The organism is Mesorhizobium sp. M0016 (genome assembly GCF_040324035.1).
Classification (GTDB): Bacteria; Pseudomonadota; Alphaproteobacteria; order Rhizobiales; family Rhizobiaceae; genus Mesorhizobium.
Map to the genome: position 1 here is coordinate 43,179 of NZ_JAMYVM010000025.1, position 23,989 is coordinate 67,167.

21 protein-coding genes and 1 pseudogene are annotated in these 23,989 nt (G+C 61.3%); 12 read left to right on the plus strand and 10 right to left on the minus strand.

All coding sequences use genetic code 11. From position 1 onward, the window contains the following. Positions 1-79: 79 nt before the first annotated feature. Positions 80-292: a DUF768 domain-containing protein gene (locus tag NKJ88_RS27155; RefSeq protein ID WP_023670889.1), complete on the plus strand. Its 213-nt coding sequence runs from the start codon at positions 80-82 to the stop codon at positions 290-292. A 79-nt stretch (positions 293-371) separates the two neighbouring features. Here NKJ88_RS27155 and NKJ88_RS27160 read toward each other — a convergent pair whose 3' ends face one another. Continuing rightward, positions 372-1,097, minus strand: a complete 726-nt coding sequence (locus tag NKJ88_RS27160) for an AAA family ATPase (RefSeq protein ID WP_023670888.1) — start codon at positions 1,095-1,097, stop codon at positions 372-374. A 341-nt stretch (positions 1,098-1,438) separates the two neighbouring features. On the opposite strand from NKJ88_RS27160, the gene NKJ88_RS27165 reads away from it, so the two are divergent. Genes NKJ88_RS27165 through NKJ88_RS27185 form a run of 5 tightly spaced genes read left to right on the plus strand, consistent with a single transcriptional unit; the run spans position 1,439 to position 9,068 of the window. Next, entirely contained in the window at positions 1,439-4,189 is a 2,751-nt protein-coding gene (locus NKJ88_RS27165; protein WP_502904773.1) for an AMP-binding protein, read from the plus strand. Then, entirely contained in the window at positions 4,186-5,166 is a 981-nt protein-coding gene (nadE, locus tag NKJ88_RS27170) for an NAD(+) synthase (RefSeq protein ID WP_280790677.1), read from the plus strand. Before NKJ88_RS27165 ends, nadE begins: the two co-directional genes overlap by 4 nt. A 6-nt stretch (positions 5,167-5,172) precedes the next feature. Further along, positions 5,173-7,200 carry an asparagine synthase (glutamine-hydrolyzing) gene (asnB, locus tag NKJ88_RS27175; RefSeq protein ID WP_352446271.1) on the plus strand — a complete coding sequence of 676 codons (2,028 nt, stop codon included), beginning with the start codon at positions 5,173-5,175 and terminating at the stop codon, positions 7,198-7,200. Next, positions 7,190-8,746 (plus strand): class I adenylate-forming enzyme family protein, encoded by a 1,557-nt coding sequence (locus tag NKJ88_RS27180; protein WP_031199694.1) that lies wholly within the window; start codon positions 7,190-7,192, stop codon positions 8,744-8,746. The genes asnB and NKJ88_RS27180 overlap by 11 nt, the downstream gene beginning before the upstream one ends. A gap of 55 nt (positions 8,747-8,801) precedes the next feature. Continuing rightward, positions 8,802-9,068 carry an acyl carrier protein gene (locus NKJ88_RS27185; protein WP_023824731.1) on the plus strand — a complete coding sequence of 89 codons (267 nt, stop codon included), beginning with the start codon at positions 8,802-8,804 and terminating at the stop codon, positions 9,066-9,068. Between the two features lie 54 nt (positions 9,069-9,122). On the opposite strand, the gene NKJ88_RS27190 is transcribed toward NKJ88_RS27185, so the two are convergent. Continuing rightward, the gene (locus NKJ88_RS27190) at positions 9,123-9,815 is read right to left on the minus strand and encodes a N5-glutamine methyltransferase family protein (protein ID WP_023824730.1); all 693 of its coding nucleotides are present in this window, start codon (positions 9,813-9,815) and stop codon (positions 9,123-9,125) included. A gap of 493 nt (positions 9,816-10,308) precedes the next feature. Between NKJ88_RS27190 and NKJ88_RS27195 the strand changes: the two genes are divergently transcribed. Together NKJ88_RS27195 and NKJ88_RS27200 are read left to right on the plus strand one after the other, a co-directional pair. Continuing rightward, positions 10,309-10,680, plus strand: coding sequence for a response regulator (locus tag NKJ88_RS27195; RefSeq protein WP_023670881.1), 372 nt, complete (start codon positions 10,309-10,311; stop codon positions 10,678-10,680). A 371-nt stretch (positions 10,681-11,051) separates the two neighbouring features. Then, positions 11,052-11,255 carry a hypothetical protein gene (locus NKJ88_RS27200; RefSeq protein WP_155921622.1) on the plus strand — a complete coding sequence of 68 codons (204 nt, stop codon included), beginning with the start codon at positions 11,052-11,054 and terminating at the stop codon, positions 11,253-11,255. A 173-nt stretch (positions 11,256-11,428) separates the two neighbouring features. Here the strand turns inward: NKJ88_RS27200 and NKJ88_RS27205 are convergent, their stop codons facing one another. The 8 genes from NKJ88_RS27205 to NKJ88_RS27240 form a co-directional block, all read right to left on the minus strand. Then, entirely contained in the window at positions 11,429-11,614 is a 186-nt protein-coding gene (locus NKJ88_RS27205; RefSeq protein ID WP_023681021.1) for a hypothetical protein, read from the minus strand. Positions 11,615-12,252: 638 nt separating this feature from the next. Beyond that, a complete protein-coding gene (locus tag NKJ88_RS27210; RefSeq protein WP_023670878.1) occupies positions 12,253-12,444 on the minus strand; it encodes a hypothetical protein in 192 nt (63 codons plus the stop codon). A 407-nt stretch (positions 12,445-12,851) separates the two neighbouring features. Further along, complete coding sequence (locus NKJ88_RS27215; protein WP_352446275.1) at positions 12,852-13,490, minus strand: NAD(P)H-dependent oxidoreductase; 639 nt, start codon at positions 13,488-13,490, stop codon at positions 12,852-12,854. 61 nt (positions 13,491-13,551) lie between these two features. Then, positions 13,552-14,607: an aldo/keto reductase gene (locus NKJ88_RS27220; RefSeq protein WP_352446277.1), complete on the minus strand. Its 1,056-nt coding sequence runs from the start codon at positions 14,605-14,607 to the stop codon at positions 13,552-13,554. 20 nt (positions 14,608-14,627) lie between these two features. After that, positions 14,628-15,575, minus strand: coding sequence for an ABC transporter ATP-binding protein (locus NKJ88_RS27225; protein WP_352446279.1), 948 nt, complete (start codon positions 15,573-15,575; stop codon positions 14,628-14,630). After that, entirely contained in the window at positions 15,553-16,548 is a 996-nt protein-coding gene (locus tag NKJ88_RS27230; protein ID WP_352446281.1) for an ABC transporter ATP-binding protein, read from the minus strand. The genes NKJ88_RS27225 and NKJ88_RS27230 overlap by 23 nt, the downstream gene beginning before the upstream one ends. Positions 16,549-16,550: 2 nt before the next feature. Next, positions 16,551-17,549, minus strand: a complete 999-nt coding sequence (locus tag NKJ88_RS27235) for an ABC transporter permease (protein ID WP_352446282.1) — start codon at positions 17,547-17,549, stop codon at positions 16,551-16,553. After that, positions 17,549-18,535, minus strand: coding sequence for an ABC transporter permease (locus NKJ88_RS27240; RefSeq protein WP_352446284.1), 987 nt, complete (start codon positions 18,533-18,535; stop codon positions 17,549-17,551). Before NKJ88_RS27240 ends, NKJ88_RS27235 begins: the two co-directional genes overlap by 1 nt. 313 nt (positions 18,536-18,848) lie before the next feature. Between NKJ88_RS27240 and NKJ88_RS27245 the strand changes: the two genes are divergently transcribed. The 4 genes and pseudogenes from NKJ88_RS27245 to NKJ88_RS27260 all read left to right on the plus strand — a co-directional run bounded on the left by NKJ88_RS27245 (position 18,849) and on the right by NKJ88_RS27260 (position 23,985). After that, positions 18,849-20,459 carry an ABC transporter substrate-binding protein gene (locus NKJ88_RS27245; protein WP_023701125.1) on the plus strand — a complete coding sequence of 537 codons (1,611 nt, stop codon included), beginning with the start codon at positions 18,849-18,851 and terminating at the stop codon, positions 20,457-20,459. A 63-nt stretch (positions 20,460-20,522) separates the two neighbouring features. Continuing rightward, positions 20,523-21,707, plus strand: coding sequence for an LLM class flavin-dependent oxidoreductase (locus NKJ88_RS27250; protein WP_023670870.1), 1,185 nt, complete (start codon positions 20,523-20,525; stop codon positions 21,705-21,707). 9 nt (positions 21,708-21,716) lie between these two features. Further along, the gene (locus NKJ88_RS27255; protein WP_023701127.1) at positions 21,717-22,754 is read left to right on the plus strand and encodes an ABC transporter substrate-binding protein; all 1,038 of its coding nucleotides are present in this window, start codon (positions 21,717-21,719) and stop codon (positions 22,752-22,754) included. Positions 22,755-22,769: 15 nt separating this feature from the next. After that, positions 22,770-23,985 (plus strand): annotated as a pseudogene (locus NKJ88_RS27260) (acyl-CoA dehydrogenase family protein). The last annotated feature ends 4 nt before the right edge of the window (positions 23,986-23,989 follow it).

Here is a 23,989-nt window from a genome sequence, read left to right on the forward strand (position 1 = left end):
CGTCAGCCTGAGCAAGATGGTCTGACGTTCTTGAATATGGCTGACGGAACCAAGAAGCCCCGCCGAGCTTGTACTTGGTATGAGCGCGCGCGGCATCGAATTCCTGCAGAAATGGGTAGAGGATAAGATCCCACTCTACACCAAGGCCGATCCGGCTCTTGCGGCGAAACTTGCGGACCAAGCAACGGCGGATGCCATCAGAGCGGGAATCCGCCCCGAGGAAATCTCTGAGGAAGTCGGAAGCATGTTGACGACCATGCTCGAAGTGCTCGATCAGCACGATTCGACATGATTGCGCGCTTGGCGGCAGATGCTGCCCGGCTTGGCGCCAAATGCATAAATGTGTCATGGATCATAGGTCATGGGCCAGCCTAGGCAGCATGACCAACATGCTCTCCCAGAACGCGCGCGACGACCCCGTCCACGTCGTGAGGTTCAGCACCATTGACTTGTATCAACGGCCATCGGTCCTGGCGCAGGCACTCGCCGACCTCTCTTGAGATTTCGGCCTGCCTTAATCCTTTGTCCACGCCAAGTTCGAACAGCATAACCTCGAGGAGCGGTTGCTGCGCATGCCTATCCACAAGACGGCGGCGTAACGTTTCCTGGGGCGCGTCGAGTTGCACAACGAGATCCGGCCGCGGCAGGAACGCCAGGCACTCGCGGACCGCGTCGAGGCTTGGAGTTCTAGCCAGCACACCCAGCGCACACAAAGCCTGAATCATGCCCTCTTCGAAGATGAAGCAACCGGGCGACTCCCGCGCTTGGCGCCAGGACTGGCACAGTTGGGCGATGTCGACCTTCATTCGCCATGACCACACGCGGCTTCGAAGAGGGATCGATGCCAGAAGCCGGGCCGCGACACTGTCCTTTGGCAAGGTCGACAGCAAGATAGGACCGGATGTGGCAATCTTTTTGCCAATTCTTCCTATGCCATGGCGGATTTCCGGAGCGTCATCCTGAGCCGATCCAGGTTCAATCAGGCGATACCCATTTACTGTCTTCACATTGATGCCGTGTCTCGCCAGCCCTTGGCAGAGGCCGCGAAGCAGCGTGGTTTTACCCGCGCCAGGCGGCCCAAACAACTCGATGATCATATGCTCAAGCGTCTCCGAACGAGCAGTCATTCCCCTACGGATCAAGCTTAGCCGGATTTCAGATCACACCAACGTTCATTTGAATGATTGTTCCAGTCAGTGAATCTGGGCACCGAGCCCGGATTCTAGCGGAGATGCCGATCGCTCCGTTCGCCTGGGCAAGCCGTCTTGCGCTCGACGGAGCTTGCAAGGAAAAACGACCGGTGCTGGACACAGATGGCAAAACTTCTGAAGGACGCTCGGGAAGCGCTGGCTAGGCAAGATCGAGGCATCATCCGAATGATTGATGAAAAGATCTCCGCGGCGAGCGATGTTCGACCGTCAGCTTGGCGGGGCCCTGAATGTCCTCAGTGTGTTTGCATTCGGAAGTGGCAAATCAAAACCTACAGGTGGATCTGCGACCCACCCGAAAGTGGTCAGTCGTTCCCGAATATGATCTTGACCAAGGGGGGCCAGTCTGGCGCCGTTACCGACAGATGGGTGCCAAATTTGCGGACACTCCAATCTTCGACCACCTTGGAGATGTCGCCAGGCGGTATCCTGACAAGCTCGCAATCAGCGACGGCGCGAACCGCCTGACTTTTTCTGAGCTTTTCCGGGCGGTCGAGACGCTGGCAACTCATATCGCTGCCGTCGTCCCCGAAGGGCAGGCCATCGGCATCCTGCAAGCAAACTCCGCTTGGTATCCTGTGGCGATGTTGGCGACCATGGCGGCGGGACGGCCTTCGGTCCCGCTCAACACAAGAGATCCCGCCTCTCGCATTTTCGATATAGTCAGTGCCGCGGGGCTCGGCGCGATTATAGGCGCCGAAAATGTTCGCCCGGTCGAATTGGCCCAAGAGATCATCTGGATCGAAATTGCCGCCGCCGTGGCGCCCAACGATCAACACCCAGAACAGCAGCATGAGCCCCCTATCGTTTCGGTCGATGCGCCTGCATTGGTGCTTTACACTTCAGGTAGCACCGGGCGCCCCAAGGGAATCGTCAACAGCCAACGCAGCCTGCTATGGCGGGTCCGGCAATATGTCGATGCGTGCCATATCAGTGCGGATGACGTTTTCCTGCCGCTGACCGGGCCAGCCACGATCGCCGGTTGCCGGGAGATCTTTGCGGCGCTGCTGACGGGCGCCACATTGCATCTTCTCGAGGTGGAGACTGTCGGCCTGCGCGCTACGCGCGCTCGATTGCAGTCCGAAGGTGTGACGATCGCCTATCTTGTGCCGGCACTGCTTCGAGCCCTCCTGGCTGAGGCGCCCGCCGACGCTTCCTGGCCGCTCAGAGTGGCCCGGATCGGTGGGGAGAAAGTGTCATGGACGGACATCGCTTTGCTGCGCAAAGCCGTTTCGGACCAGTGTCTGATCCAGATCGGCTACTCATCGACTGAAACCATCGGTTCGCAATGGTTCTTGCCGCCTGACTGGCCCGAGCAAGACGCGTCGGTTCCCGTCGGCAGGCTGCTCCCTGGTATGACATTCGCTATCGTCGACGAAGCGGAGCGCAATGTAGGGCCAGGCGAAAGTGGAGAACTTCTGATCAAAAGCCGCTATGTCCTGCTTGGTCATTGGGAGAACGGTGTGGTCGTTCCCGCTCAGCCGGACCCCGACGATCCCAAGGCTCGGCTTTTTTCGACCGGGGACCTCGTTCGGCTCGACGATGATGGCATCTTGAGGATCGTCGGCCGCAAAGGGCGCCAGATCAAGATCAATGGTCGACGCATCGAGCCCGCCGAACTCGAACGGGTCTTGCGTTGCGCGCCTTCGGTGGCGGATGCCGTGGTGATGGTAACTGCCGCGCAGGAACTCATCGCCTTCGCGGTTCCCCAGCGCTTCGCAGGCGGCGCTTTTGCAGACGACCTTCGCAAGCTCCTCAGAATGACCTTGCCGGCACCATTGCGTCCCTTGCGATTGCACACCGTTGACGCAATCCCACGCCTGTCGGGAGGTAAGGTCGATTTGGCAACACTGGCCGAGATAGATCGTTCGCACGGAAGGAGGGCGCGAGCCGCCCGGTCGTCCACTCTCGATGCTCCGCCCGCCGGAGGAGCAAAGGACACGCGTCAAATAGTGCAGCACGCGTGGACGCAGGTTCTCAACACAGGCACTGCCACGGGAAACTGGGATGATGCTGGAGGAGATTCGCTGCAGCTGCTGCACTGCGTCATGGCGATCGAAAACGCCATCGGGCAAGAGCTGGGCCTCGAGGCATTCACCGTCGGCATGAGCTTGGACGAGATGGTTGAGGCGGTCGTCTCTGCACGGTTAGGCGAAGGGCGCGAAAAGAAGCACCACCCACCGATTCTTTTCCTGTTTCCAGGGTCCGTCGGCTATGGTCCGAGCCTGGCTGCGTTCGCAGCCGCCATGGGAAAAGTCGCCCGTGTAAACCCGATCCGATATCCGAGCCTTGCGGCGATACTGGACGGACACAACACCCTCAGCGCCATGGCTGGGGCCGCACTCGAGCAGATAAGCCGCATCCAACCTGCGGGCCCCGTGCGACTTCTCGGCCATTCTCTGGGTGGCGCGGTTGCATTCGAGGTTGCCGCACGGCTCATGAAGGCCGGGCGAACGGTGCGGTTCCTGGGCATCCTCGACACGAGCCTTCTGGACGAGCCGAGCAACCATTGGGAGACTCTTACCCGTACGTTCTATCGTATTCGCACCAACCGCATATCCGCGCACCGGATGGCTTGCAGAGCCCTTGCGAAGATCACCGTCGCCGTGGGCGGCGAAGCGCGTCTGGCCAGGATTCTGGACAGATTTGCTAATGGAGAGTTCAACCCGACGATCTTCAGGACCAAACTGGAACTGCAGGAGGTTTTAAGGGCGAAGTCATTCTTCCAGTGGCTTGAGGCACCGAAACCGGCTCTGCCCCTCTCCGGTACCTTGTTCCGATGTCGCAGGGAGGGAATGCCGCGGGCCTTGGGCTGGGACAGCGTCTTGGCACACCTGGACGTCATTTCGATCACGGGCAGCCACATCGACCTTGTCGTCGAACCAAACCTTGCCACCAACCGTCCGCTTATCGAGACGGCCATCGTGCAGACCTATTCCCCCGCCGAATCTCGCAAAAGGGAGGACTTGTCATCGACATAATTCCGGAATTCAGCAAGGACATGCTGACGCTCGATGCCCGCGCGGAGGTCGATCGCATCGTTGACACCTTGCGCACTCAGGTTCTCGGCACCCTGCATCGTCGCGGCGTGGTTGTCGGTCTTTCCGGCGGTATCGACAGCTCCGTCGTCGCGACCTTGTGCATGCGCGCGTTCGGGAAAGACAAGGTCCTGGGATTGTTCATGCCGGAGCGGGATTCTTCCGGCGACTCCCTGAGACTTGGCCGCCGCGTCGCGGCACAGCTTGGCATTGAAAGCGTCCTTGAGGACATAGCACCGGCACTGGAGGCCATTGGGGCCTACCGCCGGCAGATCGATGCGATCCAGACCGTCGTTCCCGACTATGGGGAAGGGTGGAAATGCAAGCTGGTGATCGCGTCGGTTCTGGAGAGCAGCGGGCTCAATATAACCCGCCTCACGGTCCAGGATCCGCAGGGTAAAGTAGATACCGTGCGTCTGCCGCCAGCTGCCTATCTGCAGATCGTTGCTGCGACAAACTACAAGCAGCGCCTGCGCAAGATGACGGAATACTATCACGCCGACCGCCTCAAATACGCGGTTGTCGGCACTCCAAATCGCCTCGAGTACGACCAGGGCTTTTTCGTCAAGCAGGGCGACGGAGCCGCCGACGTGATGCCGATCGTTCACCTTTACAAAACCCAGGTTTATCAACTCGCGGAATATCTCGAGGTGGATGATGAAATCCGGCAGCGGCCACCGACCACCGACACCTTTTCCATGACCCAAAGCCAGGAAGAATTCTATTTCGCGCTGCCCTATCACCTGATGGATCTATGCCTCTACGGCCTGAACCACGGGGTCGCCAGCAATGAGCTCGCGGCGGTTGCTGGCCTCACCGAGCCCCAGCTTCAGAAAGTGTTCAAGGACATCGAAGCGAAACGAAGGGCGGCCCACTATCTTCACGCGCGGCCTTTGCTGTCCGCCGAAGGCGGAGATTGACCGAGCATGTGCGGCATCGCTGGAATCGTGGCGCTGAATGCCACAGCGGCTTCTCCTTCGCGGCAGGCGCTGATGCAGATGATGGGCGCGCTGGCGCATCGCGGTCCCGACGGGCGCGGTCTCTACCGGGACAGACGCGCGGGGCTGGCGCATGTGCGCCTGTCCATCGTCGATCTTTCTAGTGGCCAGCAGCCGATGGCGGATACAGGCGATACGACGTGGATCGTGTTCAACGGCGAGATATTCAACTACGTCGAATTGCGTGAAAAACTCACGGCACTCGGCCACCGCTTCCGAACCCGCAGCGACACGGAGGTCGCGCTGCACGCCTATCGTGAGTGGGGAGAAACGGCCTTCGAGCGGATGAACGGCCAATGGGCAATTGCGATCTGGGATTCAGTGGCCAATCGTCTCATATTGTCGCGCGACCGCTTCGGCATTTGCCCGCTGTATTTCAGCGAGCATGCGCACCGGCTTTATTTCGCCAGCGAAGTGAAAGCCATTTTCGCGGCCGATCGAACCATACCTCGCGCCCTTGATCCAGCCGGCATCGATCAGACGTTCACGCTCTGGACGGTCGTTCCGCCGCAAGGAGTTTTCCACGGAATCAACGAACTCGAGCCGGGTCATGTCCGCATCTATCAGGATGGCACCGTTCGTGAGCGGATTTTTTGGCAGCCTTCCTATCCCGACAAGTTCGGATCGCGGCAGGGCGAGTTCACCGGGTCCAGCGATGACGCGGTGGACCGCGTGTCTAGCGCTCTTGAGGCCGCGACGGCGCTCAGAATGGTGCGCGCCGACGTGCCTGTCGGATGCTACCTCTCCGGAGGGCTGGACAGTTCGCTTGTGGCCACGCTCGCGAGGCGCTTCGCGGGCGAGCGCTTCCAAACCTTCTCCTTGCGTTTTGCCGACGCCGAATATGACGAGACCCGCTTCCAGCGAATGGTTGCCGAGGCGACCGGCAGTGAGCACCATGAAGTGGTCGTTTCGCGCAGAGATATAGCCGGAATCTTTCCGGAGGTAATCCGACACACCGAACGCCCGATACTGAGGACTGCCCCGGCGCCACTCTTCCTGCTCTCGCGCCTGGTGCGCGAGCGTGGAATCAAGGTCGTGCTGACCGGCGAAGGCGCTGACGAAATGTTCGCCGGCTACGACCTGTTCCGCGAAGGCAAGGTCCGCCGCTTCTGGGGGCGCCACCCGACTTCGACACGACGCTCTCGGCTCCTGGAACGCCTTTACCCCTATCTCACCCGCTCGCCGGTGCAACAGCAGGCGATGGCGCGTCAGTTCTTCGGGCGAAATATTCAGGCTTACGACGCGCCGGGCTTTGCTCATGAAACCCGCTGGCAAACCACCAGGGCCATCAAGCGCTTGTTTACGGCCGATATGCGGGCTCGAACGCAGGGCCGCGACGCCGTGTCCGAGTTGCTCGCCCGTCTGCCCGCGCAGTTTGCCCGTTGGAGTCCCCTTGCGCAGGACCAGTATCTCGAGGTGCAAACACTGATGTCGGGCTATCTGCTTTCCTCGCAAGGCGACAGGATGCTGATGGCTCACTCCGTCGAGGGGCGCTTCCCGTTCCTGGACGATGAACTTGTGAGGCTCGCGAATTCGCTGCCACCCTCCTTCAAACTCCGCGGCCTCGACGAAAAGCACGTGCTGAAGCGCATGGCGGCACCCATCCTGCCCTCCGAGATCGTAGCCCGCAAGAAGCAGCCCTTCCGCGCGCCCAACGCGCTTTGCTTCGTCGGCGCAGACGCTCCGGATTACGCTCGCGAGGCGGTTTCGCAGGCGGCCCTGCGCGAGGCGAATGTCTTCGATCCAAAGGCGGTCACGCACCTGCTTGCCAAATGCCAGGCCAGAACTGGCGATGGCGACCTGTCCAATGCCGACAACATGGCGCTGGTCGGCGTGTTGTCGACCCAACTTCTTCATCAGCAGTTCGTCGCGGGTTGTCCCAGTGCAACGCTCGAATGCACGCTCAGCGTCGACGTCGACTGCGAACATCGGGAAGAGCGCCTGTATGTTGCATGATGCCGTACCACTGCTGCATGACTACCTCGCCCATTCCGCCGTCCGACACGGAAGTAAGGTGGCGCTGGTGTGCAACAGGCAGCGTGTCACTTACCTCGAACTCGAAACGCGAGCCAACGCGATCGCCCGGGACCTGGCCGCATCCGGAGTCGTTCGTGGCGATCGCGTGATGATCTTCGCCGACAACACCGTCGAGACGGTGGTTAGCTTCTGGGCGGTGCTAAAGGCGAATGCGGTGGTGTGCATCGTCAACCCGCTCACCAAGAGCGACAAGCTCGATTATCTGCTCAACGACTGCCGGCCGACGGCGCTCATCACGGACGGCCATCTGCACGCGATCTTCCGCGAGCCGGCGCGCGGCTGCCCGTCACTTCTGCGGGTGATCGTATCGGGACCGATCGACGACGTCGAACTCGCCCAGCTGCCGTTTGCCGTGCGCTGGGACGCCGCCCTCGCCAATGGCGCGGATACGCCGCCGGCACGGCAGTGCATCGATGTTGATCTGGCAGCCATCATCTACACGTCCGGGTCGACGGGCGAACCCAAGGGCGTGATGCTGACGCACAGAAACATGATGACCGCGTGCGCGTCTATCGCTTCCTACCTGGCGATTGCCGAGGACGAGGTGATCCTCAATGTCCTACCCCTCGCCTTCGACTATGGACTGTACCAGATGATCATGGCTTTTCGTACCGGCGCCCGGCTGGTGCTCGAACGCTCGTTCGCTTTCCCGGCACAGATCCTCGGGTTGATCAGGCAGGAGGGCATTACGGGCTTTCCCGGCGTGCCCACAATCTTTGCCGCACTCTCCGAACTCAGGTCCCTCAAAGACCAGGATTTCTCGAGCATCCGCTACGTCACAAACACTGCGGCAGCCCTACCCCTCAAGCATATTTTCATGCTTCGCGAGCTGTTTTCGGGTGCACGCATCTATTCGATGTACGGTCTCACCGAATGCAAACGTTGCACCTATTTGCCGCCAGAGGACCTCGAGCGAAAGCCATTGAGCGTAGGGATCGCAATCCCGAATACGGAGATGTGGATCGTTGACGAGCATGACAGGCGGATAGGCCCAGGCGTTGTCGGCCAACTCGTCATTCGCGGCGCAACGGTGATGAACGGGTATTGGGGCAAGCCCGAGGCAACGGCCAGGAAACTCAAACCCGGCCCGCTGCCCGGCGAGCAGGTCCTATACACCGGCGACTACTGCCGGATGGATACGGAGGGTTACCTCTACTTCGTTGGCCGTGGGGATGAGATCATAAAGTCGCGAGGCGAGAAGGTGGCGCCAAGGGAAGTGGAAAACGTACTCATGGACATTCCAGGAGTCCGGGAAGCGGCTGTCATCGGTGTTCCCGACGAACTCCTCGGGCAAGCGGTGAAAGCCTTTGTGGTGATGGAGCATGGAAGAGCCATTGGCGAAAGGGAACTGCAGAAGGAGTGCCAGAAGCGTCTGGAAAACTTCATGGTCCCGAAATCCATCGTCGTTGTGGCGAACCTGCCGATGACGGACACGGGAAAACTCAAGAAAACGGCGCTGTCATGATGCGGGGCCAGAACCAAGTCGCTGATTTAATGGTGACGCCACGGAGGACGAATTCATGTTGACCATCAAGGAACGCACCGGAATCTACAGCGAGCAGATTCGTAGTTTCTTGGTTTCAAATTTCTACGTCAGCGACGTCAAGGCATTGCTGGATGACGCATCCTTGCTCGATCAAGGCATTGTCGACTCGACGGGTGTGCTTGAGATTATCGGCTTCATCGAGGAGACCTTTGGCATTATCGTCGAGGACAGCGAACTTCTGCCTGAAAACCTCGATTCCATCCAGGGGATCGAGCAATACATCATCCGCAAAATGAACTGATGGGTAAGCGTAACGCCCAGAGCAGCCCCGTATTTGGTCTGACTCTCGCAGGATTCATGCCTGCGTCTTGACTTGCCCCAGGACCACCCGGCCCTCGCCCGCTTCGTTCGAGACCGAACGGATGTTCTCGAATGCCTTGCTGCGTTCCAGCAGACCCGCTACCTGTCGGTCTTGGCCGAGCCCGACCTCGAAGAGCAGGATGCCGCCACGCCGCAGGTATCGCGGTGCGTCTTTCAGTACGCGCATATGAATGCTCAGGCCGTAAGGGCCGGCTGCGAACGCCTCGCGCGGCTCAAGCTCGATCAGATGGGCGCGGTCGCCCTCGAGCCGCTTTTCAGAAATGTAAGGCGGATTGCAGACGATTACGTCGATAGTTCCGTCTAACCCAAGGCCGATGAGAGAGTCGAACAAGTCGCCCTGAAGCACCGAAAGACGCTCAGCCATGCCGTGATGTGAGGTGTTGCGGCGTGCCGTTTCGACGCATTCATCGGTGAGATCGCTTGCCCAGACAAGGGCGCTGGGCACATGGTAGGCGATCGAGCACGCCAGATTCCCAGTGCCGCAGCACATATCAACTATGCGCGGAGCCGGCAGGTTCATCTGATGCAACACACCAAGCGCGGTCTTGCCGAGCAACTCGGTCTCAGGTCTGGGGACGAGCGCACCGGGCGAAACCAGAAGTTCAAGTCCCATGAAGATGGCGCGGCCGGCGCCATAGGCATCAGCTACACTGAACTCTTTGCTCATGGCCGACCCCATCGCTTGATCTCCCCAGTATAGATCTGCGGCGCTCATGCGCCAGCCAAACCTGCTCCGAAATCATGAATTCTCAAGCCTTTCCTTCGAAAAACTGCAGGCACAAACTCGGTGCATCGCACTTCTGACGCTCATTGACCGATCGCAATCTCAGGTCGCCCAAGATGGAGAGAGAGAGAGAGAGAGGTGCTGCTGATGCTTTGAAGAGCCAATGGCGTGGTACGGAGGCTTTTAGATTTTGCGGATCGTGGAGAGGGTAAACGCCTATCCAACTCTGATGGAGCGGAGGCGGACCGCAGCTGCATTGACGCGCTAATCTTCGGCTCCAGTAATTCAGCAAGTGGTCGGTGGAAGCGCCTCCGCTCCAGTATCAGCCTCACCTTGCTGCATGGAGAGGTTACCTATAGGTTTGCGGACATGTCGAAACAACTGTCCGAAGGTCTCGGATCGACATCTCATTTCCGGTCAATCGCAGAGAGGGGCCGTGAGCGAAAGCGTGAGTGTTCTGATTGTTGAGGATCAATGGCTAGTCGCGCAGGACACTGCCGCGCGGCTGCGTCGCGCCGGTTATCAGGTGGTCGGACCTGTGCCGTCGGTATCCGCCGCTCTGCGTCTTGTCGAATCGGACAAGATTGACGTGGCGTTGCTAGACATCCAGCTGAACGGTGAAACGGGTCTGCCGGTGGCGAGGATATTGCAGGCGCGAGGCATCCCCTTTGCCTTCTTGTCGGGATTTGGCCCCGCCGACGTTCCCGCGGCTTTCCGCGACTGCAGATTCCTGCCGAAGCCGGCAACCGATGCTGTCATCCTTGCTGCTGTGAGCGAGTTGGCGTCCCTGCGCACAGCTTCGCGCTGACATTCGCTCCGCCGCATTATTACCGGAGTTGCGCCCTGGCGACCTGGTAGGCCGGACGAGGTCAGTCTCACAAAGGGCAACATTGGCGCTTTGGCCATGAGGACGGCGGACTACGACCGGCGAGGACGGAAATTCAGCGTTCAAAAAGCATCCGCCGGGGTTCCACTTCTCGGCCTGTTGGCGGCGATTTGGACTTAGGTCCGATCCCGGTCGCCAGAGGTCGGATTGCGGAACATCTGCCAAGGACCCACGTTCGGGGTTTGAGCACGGAGGTGCCGGCCGATCTCGAAGCGCAAGTTTCACGGGCAACTGTTGGGGAGTGTCGTAGTGCCGATTTCAAACGATATGGGGGACGAGTACCTGGAACTGGAATGTCCAAACTGTTCTCATGTCATCATAAAAAAGGGATCGTGGTTGAAGGTGATATCCAACTTCAACTGCACCCAATGCCATGCAAAAATCAGAATTGGTTATATGACCAAGCTCGCGCTTTTCGAGAAAAAAAGGCAAAGCATGAACCCGGCTGCGCAGTGAGCGTCCTGGCGGCCCGACAGTCGTTTGGGGTGGTGCGTTGAACCGTCGGGCCTGACCGGCCCGATGGCGGGGGAGCCAGGCCGGCTGGGTGAATCGTATACATTAGATCGTGCTTATCAAGCCCAAATACGCGGCGCGACATCGCCTGGTGACGCAACGGTGAACCCCGCGCCCGTATACGCGCTAGCAGGAACGTCGGCGGTCAACATGCCGCTCATTCGTAAAGAGTGCGAACAGCTTCATCAAACAGCTCCACCTCGGCTTCAACCTTTTCAGCCGCTTTATCGACCTTGTCGAAACGCTTCAGCATTCGATTGTGGAGCATGGACAAGCGTGCCGCATGGTAGACCACGCTGCGCTTGTAACCTTCAGAGTCGAGTGGTTCGAACAACATTGTCATGGCAGAAGTCCTCAATGTTTTTCGTCCTGCAATCCTTCCCTAGTAAACCGCCAGTTAACTCTTTCGTTCCGCTGGTGATGCGAAGGCGCCCGAATGAATAACTCGTTGCGCTGTCTCCAGACTGCACGAGCGTGCTTCGTCTGTCTGAGGTTGGGCCCCAAGGCTTGCGCTTGCCTCGCCTGTTCGGCTCATGCTGCGTCAGTCACGACATCGACGGCCAGCTTCAGTTCAATCGCTTTGGGCGTGAGTTGAATACCGGCGCTGCCAAAAATTGCCGAATGATCATCCTGCTGTGGTGGGACCGCCGAACCCGTCAGGAGCGACGAACCGAGCCGGCTTGGATAGTCGCCCCGCCGCAAGGACGCGAGCGATCGAAGATCACGTCGGCAGGTGCTCTGCCCTCTCTAGGAAGCCGGCGCCGCGCGCACTTACTGAAAAAACCCAAACAGAATAAGAGCGAGAAAGGCAAACAGCAGCGCTGCAGCCGCTAGCAACACACCTTTGTTGGAGCCGCGCCGAGGTTGAGGGTCAGGCACGAGTTTTTTCCGGTTTGGGAGTTCATTCATTGGACATTAATTTGCGGCTGCAAATTAGGTTCCGCTCATGCTTGAATGCCTACAATGCCGCCCCACAGCGCCCTACAGGCGCACGACCTTCGCTAGCCCTAGGCGTATCCGCTGGCCTTCTGCAAAGGACAACGCGAACGATTCCTGATTGAATGACCTGGCAATTTCCTGATCTTTCTCAACCACGCGGACGAACCATTCGCCGCAGGTTTCTGTCACTTCGACGCAAGGCACGGCCTTGCGGAATGGAACCACGTTATCCATCACAGCCGACCTACGAGCAATGGCAACATCGGTCTTGTAAGGCCACCGAATTCGGGATTTCAATAAAAAAGTCGATACGGAGCAGGAGCGGCTCGCCGTGGAGGGCATGGCGAAGCTTCTGAAGCGGTTTGTCTGACCGACTGTCTAACCAGGTTGTCTACCCTCGACGCAAAGCCTTGTTCATCAAGGCGACTGGTAGGCCCGGAGGGCGAACGAAAATCGTCGATTTTGTTGGGTTTTTCGCGGGCAAAAATCAGAAATCTTCCCGCATCGTTCCGTATGGTTCCGAGGACGGCCAAAGCACCGAACGCTCGGTGTTTGGCCTTCAGATGGAACACGAATAGCGAAACTTCCAGGCAGCCATCACCCTACTACACTAAAAGATGTTCACGACCTTCCCGAACCCCTTAGTTCCGTTTGCCGAGGCAGCCGGCACCTGGCCGAGCCCGATACCCGTCAGCCTGAAGCCAGCCTGACCGGTTGGCTCTTCGGCTGCCGCGCTGAAAGCAACGTCGCGAACTGGTCCACGGCCTGTGCGGCCAGCCCAGGACCGTTGGATCCAAAAGCTTGCCGTCGGCAAAATCGCTGTCGCTGCCATAGACGACGCTCGGCACCCTCAGCGCCGAATAGAAGCCGAACGGCGGGCGAAGCTGGTGTTCGACCACCAGCGCGTGGCGCTGGCCGCCTCCCGTCGCGCCGATCAGGACTGGGCGATCGACGAGTGCCAGCGGATCGATGAGGTCGAACAGGCCAGCATAGGAACCATTATAGACCGGCGTCGTCACGATCAGCGCGTCGGCTTGTTCGACCGCGGCCACCACATCCAGCGCCTCCGGCGTCGATTCCTTTCGCGTGAACGCAGCACCCAGACCGCGGCCGGCATCGACGAGATCGAGGAAATTCACTGTGACCGACAGTTTTTCGCGCAGTGCCTCACCCAGATGATGCGCCAGCCTCCGTGATTTCGACGGCCTATGGGTGTTGCCTGACAACACGACGATGTTCTGGCGCAGCCGTTCGACATGGAAATTCGTGGTCTCTCTCATCTGTGCGAAATGATTGGAGACTCTGACCGGGCCGCCGGCCCCGCCAGTCCACAGCTGACCGTCAGGCGGCGCGCAGAGGCCGCGTCAGCGGGATCGGTGCGGCCGGCTCGGAACGCGGCACACGGCCTTCGACCGGATGGCTCGGATCGTTGAACCCATGCGTCGAGGCATGGCCGGCGGTGACGAGGCGGTCGACAAAGGCCTCGTCCTCGGCGGTCAGCCTGAAGTCCAGCGCCTTGGCGTAGCTGTCCCACTGTTCCTCAGTGCGCGGACCGGCGATCGCCGCCGTGATCAGCCGGTTGTTGAGCACCCAGGCCAGCGCGAAATCGGCGGCCGAGACACCGCGCGACTTTGCGTGCGCCGCGATCTGCCTGGCGATCTCGATCGATTCCGGGCGCCACTCGGCCTCGGCGATACGCTTGTCGCCACGCCCGGCCCTAGTGTCGGCGGCTGGCGCCTGGTTGGGCTCGTATTTGCCGGTCAGCACGCCGCGCGCCAGCGGGCTGTAGGAGACGACACCAAGACCAAAATAGGCTGCCGCCGGCAGTTGCTCGGCCTCGGCGGTGCGGTTGACGATGTTGTAGAGCGGCTGGCTGGCCACCGGCCGGTCGATGCCGAGTTCATCGGCGAGATGCGCGACTTCGGCGATGCGCCAGCCACGGAAGTTCGACACGCCGAAATAGCGCAGCTTGCCCTGGCGGATCAGGTCGGCGATGGCCCGCACCGGCTCCTCCAGCGGCGCATCGAAGACGGCGCGGTGGAAATAGAACAGGTCGATGTAGTCTGTTCCCAGGCGCCGCAGACTGTTCTCGACGGTCTGGATCACCCATTTGCGTGAATGGCCGCCGAGATTGGGACCCTTGTCATGCGAGTTGACGAATTTGGTCGCCACCACCCAATGATCGCGCGTCGCCTTGATGCCGCGGCCAACAACTTCCTCGGACTTGCCATTGTGGTAGACGTCGGCGGTGTCAATGAAATTGACGCCTTGCTCGCGCGCCTTGTCGATGATGCGGTGCGCGACCGTCTCCTCGGTCGGCCCGCCGAACATCATGGTGCCAAGGCTGAGCGGGGAAACCTTCAGGGCGCTGCGGCCGAGATAGCGGTAATCGGACATTGTTTTGCTCCGTTGAACTTTCAGTTGAGGGTTGCTTCGGCGTAGTGGCAAGCGACGTGATGCCCCGCCGCGATCGCCCGGAATGCAGGCTCTTGCGAACGGCAGAGATCCGTCGCCAGCGGGCAGCGCGTGTGGAAACGGCAACCGCTGGGGATGTTCTGCGGGCTCGGCAGATCGCCATGGAGGGGTGCCGCCTGGCGCCGGCGCGCCGGGTCCGGCACGGCGTCCATCAGGGCGCGCGTGTAGGGATGTTTTGGCGAGGTCCACAGCGCCGCATTGTCGGCGCTTTCGACGATGCGGCCGAGATACATGACCAGCACCCGGTCGGCGAAATAGCGCACCACCGACAGATCATGCGAGATGAACAGGTAGGACAGGCCGAGCTGCCGTTTCATGTCGACCAGCAGGTTGAGGATCTGGGCCTGGATCGAAAGGTCGAGTGCCGACACCGGCTCGTCGCAGACGACCAGTTCCGGATTGAGGATCAGTGCCCGGGCGATGCCGATGCGCTGGCGCTGACCACCGGAAAATTCATGCGGGTAGCGGCCAAGTGAATCCTTGGGCAGACCGACGCGCTCGATTATATCCTCTACAATCTTGCGCCGCTCGGCCTTGTTGCCGATGCTATGGACTTTCAGCGGCGCGGTCAGGATGTCGCCGATCGTGTGACGCGGATTGAGCGACGCGAACGGGTCCTGAAAAATCATCTGGATGTTGCGGCGCGCCGCCTTCAGCCGGCGCGCGTCGAGAACGGTGATGTCGGTGCCGTTGAACTCGATCTTGCCGCTGGTCGGGTCGACCAGCCGCATGATGGTCTTGCCGAGCGTCGATTTTCCGCAGCCGCTTTCGCCGACGAGACCAACCGTCTCGCCGCGCCCGACCTCGAGGGAAACGCCGTCGACAGCGCGCAGCGCGCCGCCCTGGGCGTGGAAATGCGTGGAGAGGTCAGAGACCGAGAGCAGCGCCATGCGCAACCTCCGGAATGAAGCTGTAGGGGCAGGCGACGAGGCGATCCTCGCTCACCTCGACGAGGTCGGGCACGAAATGGGCGCAGCTATCGCGCGCCACCGCGCAGCGCGGCCGGAACGGGCAGCCTTTCTCGCCAGCGGCCGAGACGATGCTGCCGGGTATCTCCGTCAGCCTGGCGTCGCGGTAGTGCAGATTGGTCTTCAGCCTTGGCGAAGCGGCCAGCAGGCCGCGCGTATAGGGATGGAGCGGGATTCTGAACAGCGCGCCGGGCAGCGCCTGTTCAACCTTGCGTCCTGCATACATGACGACGACCTTGTCGGCCCACTGCGCGACGACGCCGAGATCGTGGGTGATGAGCACGACAGCCATCGACAGTTCGCGGCGCAGCGTATCGAGCAGATCGAGCACCTGCGCCTGGATGGTCACATCCAGCGCCGTCGTAGGTTCGTCGGCAATCAGCAGGCGCGGACGGCAGGCAACGGCAATGGCAATCATGACTCGCTGGCGCATGCCACCGGAAAGCTGGTGCGGATAGTCGTCGATGCGCCGCTGCGGATCGGGAATACGCACCAGATTGAGAAGCTCGATGGCACGGTTCCGTGCGGCCTGTCCGCGTATGCCTTCGTGCAGCGTCAGCACCTCGGTGATCTGCCGGCCGATGGTCAGCACCGGATTGAGCGAAGTCATCGGCTCCTGGAAGATCATGGCGATCTCGCGCCCGCGCAAATTGCGCATCGCCTTCTGGTCGAGGTCGAGCAGGTCCCTGCCGGCGAATTCGATCCTGCCATTGGGGATTTTCGCCGAGCGCGGCAGAAGCTGCATCAGGGCAAGTGCGGTCAGCGACTTGCCGGAGCCCGATTCACCGACGATCGCCAGCGTCTCGCCTTCGCCAACCTCGAAGCTCAGCCGGCTGACCGGCTCGGTGGTCGGGAAACGAACCGTAAGATTGTCGACCCTGAGCAAGGCAGCCATCTCTAGCGCTCCTGCGAGAAGCGCGGATTGAGCGCGTCGTTGAGGCCATCGCCGATCAGGTTCAGCGCCAGCACGGTGAAGACGATCGCAAGCCCTGGCAGTGCGGTCAGATACCAGGCGGTGCGGATCAGCTCCCTCCCCGCTCCGATCATCGAGCCCCAACTGACGACATTGGGATCGCCGAGACCCATGAAGGACAGCGCCGATTCCATCAGGATTGCGGTTGCCACCATCACCGACGAGGTCACGATCAAAGGCGGCAGCGCATTGGGCAGTATCTCGCGGAAGATGATGCGGGCATGGCCATAGCCGAGGCTGCGCGCGGCCATGACGAAATCCTTTTCGCGAATGGCGCGGAATTCGGCGCGGGTCAGCCGCGCCACCGTCGGCCAGGTGATGACGGCGATCGCCACCGTCACGACAAGCGCCGTCGGTTGCGCGATCGCCACCATGACGACCAGAAGCACGAAGCTCGGTATGGTCTGAAAGATCTCGATCAGGCGCACCAGCACGTCATCGATCCAGCCGCCGAAATAGCCGGCGGTGGCGCCGACAAGGATGCCGAAGCTCAGGCCAAGTGCTGTCGCCACCAGGCCGACGAACAGCGAAATCCGCGCACCGTGCAGAATGCCGGAAAGCACGTCGCGGCCCATGGAATCGGTGCCCAGCGGAAAGCCAGGATTCTGCCCCGGCCAAAGGAAGGGCCGCGCCACCATCGACAGCGGATCGGCCGGATAAACGACGGGCGCCAGCAATGCTGCGAGCACGACCAGCGACAGGAACACCACGCCGAACATGGCGTTGGGATTGCGCAGGAAAATCCTCAGCGCCCGGCCGCCGGCTGCAATCGGTACCGACGCCGCAGAGGCGGAGCGCGCGTCGGGCGCGTGAAGATTGCTCCAGCTCTTCGCCTCGGGTTCAGCCGGTGCCGCAGGCTCGCGAGCGTCGCCATAGAGACCGCGGGAGCGGATGTCGCCGGCGGCAAAGTCGGTGGAAGCCATCAGCGTACTCCGATGCGGGGGTCGAGCCAGGCGTGCAGAAGGTCGACGGTCGCGTTGGCGATGATGACCAGCAATGACGACAACAAAAGGATGCCGAGCAGCACGGTGAAATCACGGCCCATGACCGCCTCGAAGGCGAGACGCCCGAGGCCGGGCCAGGAATAGACGGTCTCGACAACAACGGCGCCGCCAAGCATGCCGCCGACATGCATGCCGGCCATGGTGGTGATGGGGATCAGCGCGTTGCGCAGGACATGGCGGATGGTGATGATGGTTGGCGACAAGCCCTTGGCGGCGGCGGTGCGCACATAGTCCTGCGATTGGACTTCCAGCATCGCCGCACGCGTCAGCCGCGCATAGATCGCCACGTAGAACAGTGCCAGCGACAGCGCCGGCAGGATCATGTAGCGCACCTTGTCCCACAGGCCGGCAAGGCCGGTCAGGTTGCTGCCGATGGTTCCCGAACCGCCGCTCGGCAGCCAGCCGAGCTTGACCGAGAACAGCACGATCAGCATCAAGCCGATCCAGAAGCCCGGGATCGAATAGAACAGCAGCGAAACGACCGAAAGCAGACGATCCGGCAGGCGTCCCGAAAACACCGCCATCAACGATCCGAGGACGAGACCGAGTGCGATGGCGATGCTCAGCGCCACCGCCATCAGCAACAGTGTGCCCGGCAGCCGCTGGCCGATCAGGTCGGCGACCGGCATGCCGTAGCGCGGCGAAAAGCCGAGGCTGAAATGCGCCAGGTTGTAGAGATAGTTGAACAGCTGGACGAGCAGCGGATTGTCGAGCCCGAAGCGCTCGCGCAGCGCAGCCATGGTTTCCACCGTGGCCGAACCGGCCTCGCCGGCCATGACGTCGGCAGCATCGCCCGGCGCAAGCTGCAGCAGGAAGAAGTTCAGGATGACGATGCCCAGAACGGTTGGCACCGCCTGGATGGCCGTGCGCCGGAAGGTTCTGCCAATGCGCGTCAGGGTCGACATCGTTTTCGCTATCCCGGCTGTGGCTGACGATGCGGGTTTGCTGTTTCCCGGAAGTTCCGTGCTTTTTAGTTGACAAGATTTATAGACATTGTCAAACCTGATTTAAGAAATTTTGTTCTGCAAATGGCAGCATTGCAGAATAGAATTTCATTTCATGCTACAAAAATAGCCATTTGAAGTATGAAATCTTACGTGCGGGAGCGGATCGGCCAAATCTTTTCACAAACGGCCCCGCTCTTGGAACGACGGATTTTTCACCCGGCGGCCGACAACCGGTCGATCGGGGTCGGCAGCAAAAAAGGACCAGGGCGCGATGTCTCATTTCCTCATTCCGAACCGCCGCAGGTTCCTCGGCCTTTCGGCGACAGTGCTCGGAGCCACCCTGTTGCCCGCATCGCGCAGTGCCTACGCAGCCGAGCCGAAACAGGGTGGGACGGCGACGCTGCTGCTCTCGGCCGACCCGCCGGTGCTGACGACGATCGCCCACACCGCATTCAATTCGGTCTACGTCTCGGCAAAGACCACCGAGGGCCTGCTGACCTATGATTTCGATCTCACGCCGCGGCCATCGCTGGCCAGGCAGTGGTCGGTCAGCGACGATGGCCTGCAATACACATTCAAGCTGCGCGAAGGCGTGAAGTGGCATGACGGCCAGCCATTCACCGCTGCCGACGTCGCCTATTCGATCGCCACGATCAAGGAGGTTCATCCGCGCGGCCGCAACACCTTCCTCAACCTTGTCGAAATCCAGACGCCGGATCCGCTGACCGTGACGCTGGTTCTGTCGAAGCCGGCACCTTACCTGATCACGGCGCTGGCCGCGGCCGAAACGCCGATCGTGCCGAAGCATCTTTATGACGGCAGCAAGGCCGCCGAGAATCCGGTCAACACGGCTCCGATCGGCACCGGCCCATTCGTCTTCAAGGAATGGGTCCGTGGCAGCCACATCGTCTACGAACGCAACCCCGGCTATTGGGATGCACCGCGCCCCTATCTCGACCGGCTGATCGTGCGTTTCATTCCGGACGCCTCGGGACGCGCACTGGCGCTCGAGACCGGCGAGATCGACCTGGCGCCGGCAACGCCGATCCCGTACAGCGATTTGCAGCGCTTCGAAACGCTGCCGCATATCGGCTTCGAGAAGCAGGGTTACCAGTATTCCAACGGCATCAGCCGGGTCGAGTTCAACCTGGAGAAACCCTATTTCCAGGATGTTCGCGTCCGCCGCGCCTTCGCCCATGTCATCGACCGCGACATCATCCGCGACACCATCAACTACGGCTATGGCGCGACCATTCCGGGCCCGATCAATCCCAATCTGAAGAAGTGGTTCGTCGCCGACCTGAAGACCTATCCGGTCGACATTGCTGCCGCTGAGAAACTGCTCGACCAGGCAGGCTTGCCGCGCGACGCCGACGGCGTCCGGCTCAAGCTTGTCCACGATTATGTTCCGAGCGGTGAGACCTACAAGCGTGGCGCTGAATACATCAAGCAGGCGCTGTCCGCGGTCGGGATCGCGGTCACCGTGCGCAGCCAGGATTTCGCCACCTACACCAAGCGCATCTACACCGACCGTGATTTCGACTTCACCTTTAACGGCATGAGCAATCTGTTCGACCCGACGGTCGGCGTGCAGCGCCTCTACTGGTCGAAGAATTTCAAGCCGGGCGTGCCGTTCTCGAATGGCTCGAAATACAGCAACCCCAAGGTCGATGAACTTCTTGAAGCGGCCGCTGTCGAGGTCGACCACGAAAAGCGCTTCGAGCAATGGGCCGCGATCCAGCAGATCCTGGTCGAGGACCTGCCCGACATCGGCATCGTCAGCCAGCCGGAAATCACCCTCTACAACAAGCGCATCGCCGACCACACGGTAGGCGCCGAGGGCAATGCCGGCTCCCTCGCAACAGCCCACATCGTCGCCTGATCCGCCAAACCCGTGCGCGGTCTTCACGCACGGGTTCCCTGCCTCCATCCGAGAAAGTTCGCCATGACGCTCGCCCATAAGCCTGGTTCCATCGTCGGCACGCCCTTCTTCAGGGCGCCCACCGATTATCCCGACAGCCCGCTGTCGAAAGCGCTTCAGCAGCCGGTGCTGCTCGGGCTGTTCCTGCCGATCCAGGCCGGTGGTTGGACCAACTCGACCCTGGAGCGTTCGACCGACTGGCGCTTCGACTACAATCGCGACCTGACGCTCAGGGCGGAAGAGCTTGGCTTCGACCTTGTCTTTGCCCTCAGCCAATGGCTGCCCAAGGGTGGTTATGGCGGTGTCTTCAACGGCCAGGCGCTTGACAGTTTCGTGTCCATCGCAGCCATGGCCGCGATCACCAAGAGGATCATGCTGATCTCGACCATGCATGTTCTCTACGGCCCGTGGCATCCGCTGCATCTGGCGAAATTCGGCGCTACTCTCGACCACATCTCCGGCGGCCGCTGGGGCATCAATGTGGTCACCGGCCATCGCGCCGTCGAACACGAGATGTTCGGCTGGAACCGCATCGAGCATGACCGCCGCTACGAACTCGCCGCCGAGTTTGTCGAAGTGCTGCAGCGGCTGTGGCAGGACGACGAGAATTTCTCCTTCTCCGGAGAATCGAGCTGGAAGCTCAACGGCGGCTTTGTCACGCCGAAGCCGAATTACGGCCGGCCGATCCTGGTCAACGCCACCGGCTCCGACGCCGGCATTTCCTTTGCCGGCCGTTACTCCGACATCGTCTTCGTCACCAGCCCGGCCGGCTCAGACATAGCCAGCGCGCTGGAGGCGCTGCCGGCGCATACCAAGAAGGTAAAGGACGCGGCCCTCGGTGTCGGCCGCACCGTGCGCACGCTGCTCAACCCGCTGGTCATCAGCCGTCCGACCGAGAAGGAAGCCTGGGCGGTCGCCGACCAGATCGTCGCCCATGCCGACAGCCGCACGCCGAAAGGCTTCCAGACCTTCAACAGCGACGCCCAGGCCTGGAAAGGTCGAGAAGGCCGTGACGATCCCTACGCCAAGGTCGGCGGCAACATCTATCTCATCGGCACGCCCGAGCAGATCGTCGACCAGTTCGTCAAGCTCAAGGACGCCGGCATCGACGGACTGCAACTGTCCTTCTTCGACTTCAAGCCGGATCTCGAATTCTTCGGCGAGAACATCCTGCCGCTGATGAAGCAGGCCGGCCTGCGCAACGTCTGAGGAGCAATCATGACCACGACTGCGATCTCCGAAATCTGGTACACACGCTGCCCGGTGCCGACGCCTGTCGGACTTGCGGCACAACTCGGGCTTCTCGACGAAACCTTCCGCAAGGAAGGGATCGAATTGAAGTCGATCATCGACTCGCCCAACCGCGATATCCGCCAAAGCCATTTCAACCACACGCTCGACTGGTCATTCCGCCACGGCGGCAACGTGCCGCCGATCCGTGCCCGTTCCGAAGGGCGCAAGACGCGTCTCGTCGGCATCACCTGGACCGACGAGTTCCAGGCCATCATCGCCTTGCCCGGCTCCGGCATCAAAACGACCAGAGACCTAAAAGGCCGCCGCTTCGGCATCGCCCGGCGTCCCGAAGGCATCGTCGACTTCATGCGGGCGACGGCGCTGAAGGGCCTGGTATCGGCGCTGTCGCTCGAGGGCCTCAGCCATGCCGACGTCGAGATCGTCGACATCGCGCTGACCGACAGTGTGCTCGACAGCCAGGAAGGGCCATCGTTGTTCGGCCTCAAGCGCAAGCAGGCCTATGGCGAGGAGGCAGCAGCCCTGATCCGTGGCGACGTCGACGCCATCTATGTCAAGGGCACGGCCGGCATCAATGTCGCCAATCTGATCGGCGCCATCCAGGTCGCCGAATTCGGCTTCCACCCGGAGCCCAATATCCGCATCAATTCCGGTTCGCCGCGCGTGCTGACCGTCGACGATTTGCTGGCAAAAGAACGCCCCGAACTGATCGCTCGGCTGATCGAGACGATCCTGCGCGCCAGCGCCTGGGCCGAGGCGCATCCCGACGAGACGCGGCGCTTCGTTGCCCGCGAATCCGGCGCCACCGAAGAGCAGGTGCTGGCGGCCAACGGTCCGGATGTCCACAAACATCTCGGCCTCGGGCTGCAGCCCGAGCTCATCGCGGCGGTTTCCCACTACAAGGATTTCCTGTGCGACTGGGGTTTTCTCGCCAGCGATTTCGACGTCGAGAAATGGGTCGATCGCCGGCCGCTCGATCTGGTGACCATTCGCGCCGCCGCCTGAGAGGAAGCCAGCTTCATGACCTCGACCATTCCCGAGTTTCCACAACTCCTCGACACGGCAGCCGGCCTTGCCAACGACTTCGCGATGACCGCCGCGCATCACGACGCGACCGGGGATTTTCCGTTCGCCAATTTCGACCGGCTTCACCAGGCCGGGCTGCTTGGCCTGGTGACGGCGCGCGAGCATGGGGGCCTCGGTGGCGGGCTGGTGGAAGCCCAGGCAGTGATCGCCGAGATCGGCCGTGGCGAGCCGTCGACGGCGCTGGTGCTGGCCATGCATTACAAGCCAGTACGCGCTGCGGAAATCCGGCAAATGGCCGCGCCATCTGGTGCAGCGGATTGTCGAGGCCGGCCGCCTCGGCCCTGCTTTGATCAACGCCGCGCAGGCCGAGCCGGGGATCGGCTCGCCCGCTCATGGCAAGCCGCCCGAAACCATTGCCCGGCGCGACGGCAATGTCTGGCGGATATCCGGCCACAAGAATTACGTCACCGGCATTCCCATTCTGAAATGGGTGAACTTGCTGGCGCTGACCGACGAGCCGCAACCGCGCCTCGCCTCGTTCCTGGTGCCGACCAATGCGCCGGGATTGCGCGTCGAAAAGACATGGAATGCCGCCGGCATGCGGGCCACCGCCAGCGACGATGTCATCCTCGACAATGTCGTGGTGCCTGCCGAAGACATTACCGAGGCACAGCCGGCGTCTGAACCGCTGAGGCGTGAAGAAGGGCCGACAGCGTTCTTCTTTTCGCTGATCGGCGCTGTCTACCATGGTGCGGCCCGCGCGGCCCGTGACCGGCTGGCCTCCTTCGTCACCACGCACGCGCCGGCGAGCCTCGGCGCGCCGCTATCGACGGTGCCGCACATCCAGGCGGGGCTGGGCGACATCGAGGTTCGGCTTGCGACCAGCACGCGGCTGCTGCGTTCGCTCGCCGAAGATGTCGATGCCGGCCGACCGGTCGGCACCGACGGCATGACGGTCAGGCATGTCGTCATCGACAATGCCGTTGCCGTCACCTCGCTGGCGCTGGAGCTTGCCGGCAATCCCGGCCTCAACAGAGACTTCCAGCTCGAGCGCCACCATCGCGATACGCTGACCGCGCGCTCGCATGCACCACAGAACCACATGATCCGCACGATCGCCGCCAAAGCGGCGCTCAGCCGCCACGCTGCCCCTCAGGTAGCCGAGCCGCCGGCTGTTGCTGTCAAACCCAGGCTCAAGGCGGTCGGGTGAGCGG

Coding starts and splice junctions, on each gene's coding strand:
- NKJ88_RS27155 (WP_023670889.1), top strand. CDS start 80: ATGAGCGCGCGCGGCATCGAATTCCTGCAGAAATGGGTAGAGGATAAG.
- NKJ88_RS27160 (WP_023670888.1), bottom strand. CDS start 1,097: ATGATCATCGAGTTGTTTGGGCCGCCTGGCGCGGGTAAAACCACGCTG.
- NKJ88_RS27165 (WP_502904773.1), top strand. CDS start 1,439: ATGTCCTCAGTGTGTTTGCATTCGGAAGTGGCAAATCAAAACCTACAG.
- asnB (WP_352446271.1), top strand. CDS start 5,173: ATGTGCGGCATCGCTGGAATCGTGGCGCTGAATGCCACAGCGGCTTCT.
- NKJ88_RS27180 (WP_031199694.1), top strand. CDS start 7,190: ATGTTGCATGATGCCGTACCACTGCTGCATGACTACCTCGCCCATTCC.
- NKJ88_RS27185 (WP_023824731.1), top strand. CDS start 8,802: ATGTTGACCATCAAGGAACGCACCGGAATCTACAGCGAGCAGATTCGT.
- NKJ88_RS27190 (WP_023824730.1), bottom strand. CDS start 9,815: ATGAGCAAAGAGTTCAGTGTAGCTGATGCCTATGGCGCCGGCCGCGCC.
- NKJ88_RS27200 (WP_155921622.1), top strand. CDS start 11,052: ATGTCCAAACTGTTCTCATGTCATCATAAAAAAGGGATCGTGGTTGAA.
- NKJ88_RS27205 (WP_023681021.1), bottom strand. CDS start 11,614: ATGACAATGTTGTTCGAACCACTCGACTCTGAAGGTTACAAGCGCAGC.
- NKJ88_RS27210 (WP_023670878.1), bottom strand. CDS start 12,444: ATGGATAACGTGGTTCCATTCCGCAAGGCCGTGCCTTGCGTCGAAGTG.
- NKJ88_RS27215 (WP_352446275.1), bottom strand. CDS start 13,490: ATGAGAGAGACCACGAATTTCCATGTCGAACGGCTGCGCCAGAACATC.
- NKJ88_RS27220 (WP_352446277.1), bottom strand. CDS start 14,607: ATGTCCGATTACCGCTATCTCGGCCGCAGCGCCCTGAAGGTTTCCCCG.
- NKJ88_RS27225 (WP_352446279.1), bottom strand. CDS start 15,575: ATGGCGCTGCTCTCGGTCTCTGACCTCTCCACGCATTTCCACGCCCAG.
- NKJ88_RS27230 (WP_352446281.1), bottom strand. CDS start 16,548: ATGGCTGCCTTGCTCAGGGTCGACAATCTTACGGTTCGTTTCCCGACC.
- NKJ88_RS27235 (WP_352446282.1), bottom strand. CDS start 17,549: ATGGCTTCCACCGACTTTGCCGCCGGCGACATCCGCTCCCGCGGTCTC.
- NKJ88_RS27240 (WP_352446284.1), bottom strand. CDS start 18,535: ATGTCGACCCTGACGCGCATTGGCAGAACCTTCCGGCGCACGGCCATC.
- NKJ88_RS27245 (WP_023701125.1), top strand. CDS start 18,849: ATGTCTCATTTCCTCATTCCGAACCGCCGCAGGTTCCTCGGCCTTTCG.
- NKJ88_RS27250 (WP_023670870.1), top strand. CDS start 20,523: ATGACGCTCGCCCATAAGCCTGGTTCCATCGTCGGCACGCCCTTCTTC.
- NKJ88_RS27255 (WP_023701127.1), top strand. CDS start 21,717: ATGACCACGACTGCGATCTCCGAAATCTGGTACACACGCTGCCCGGTG.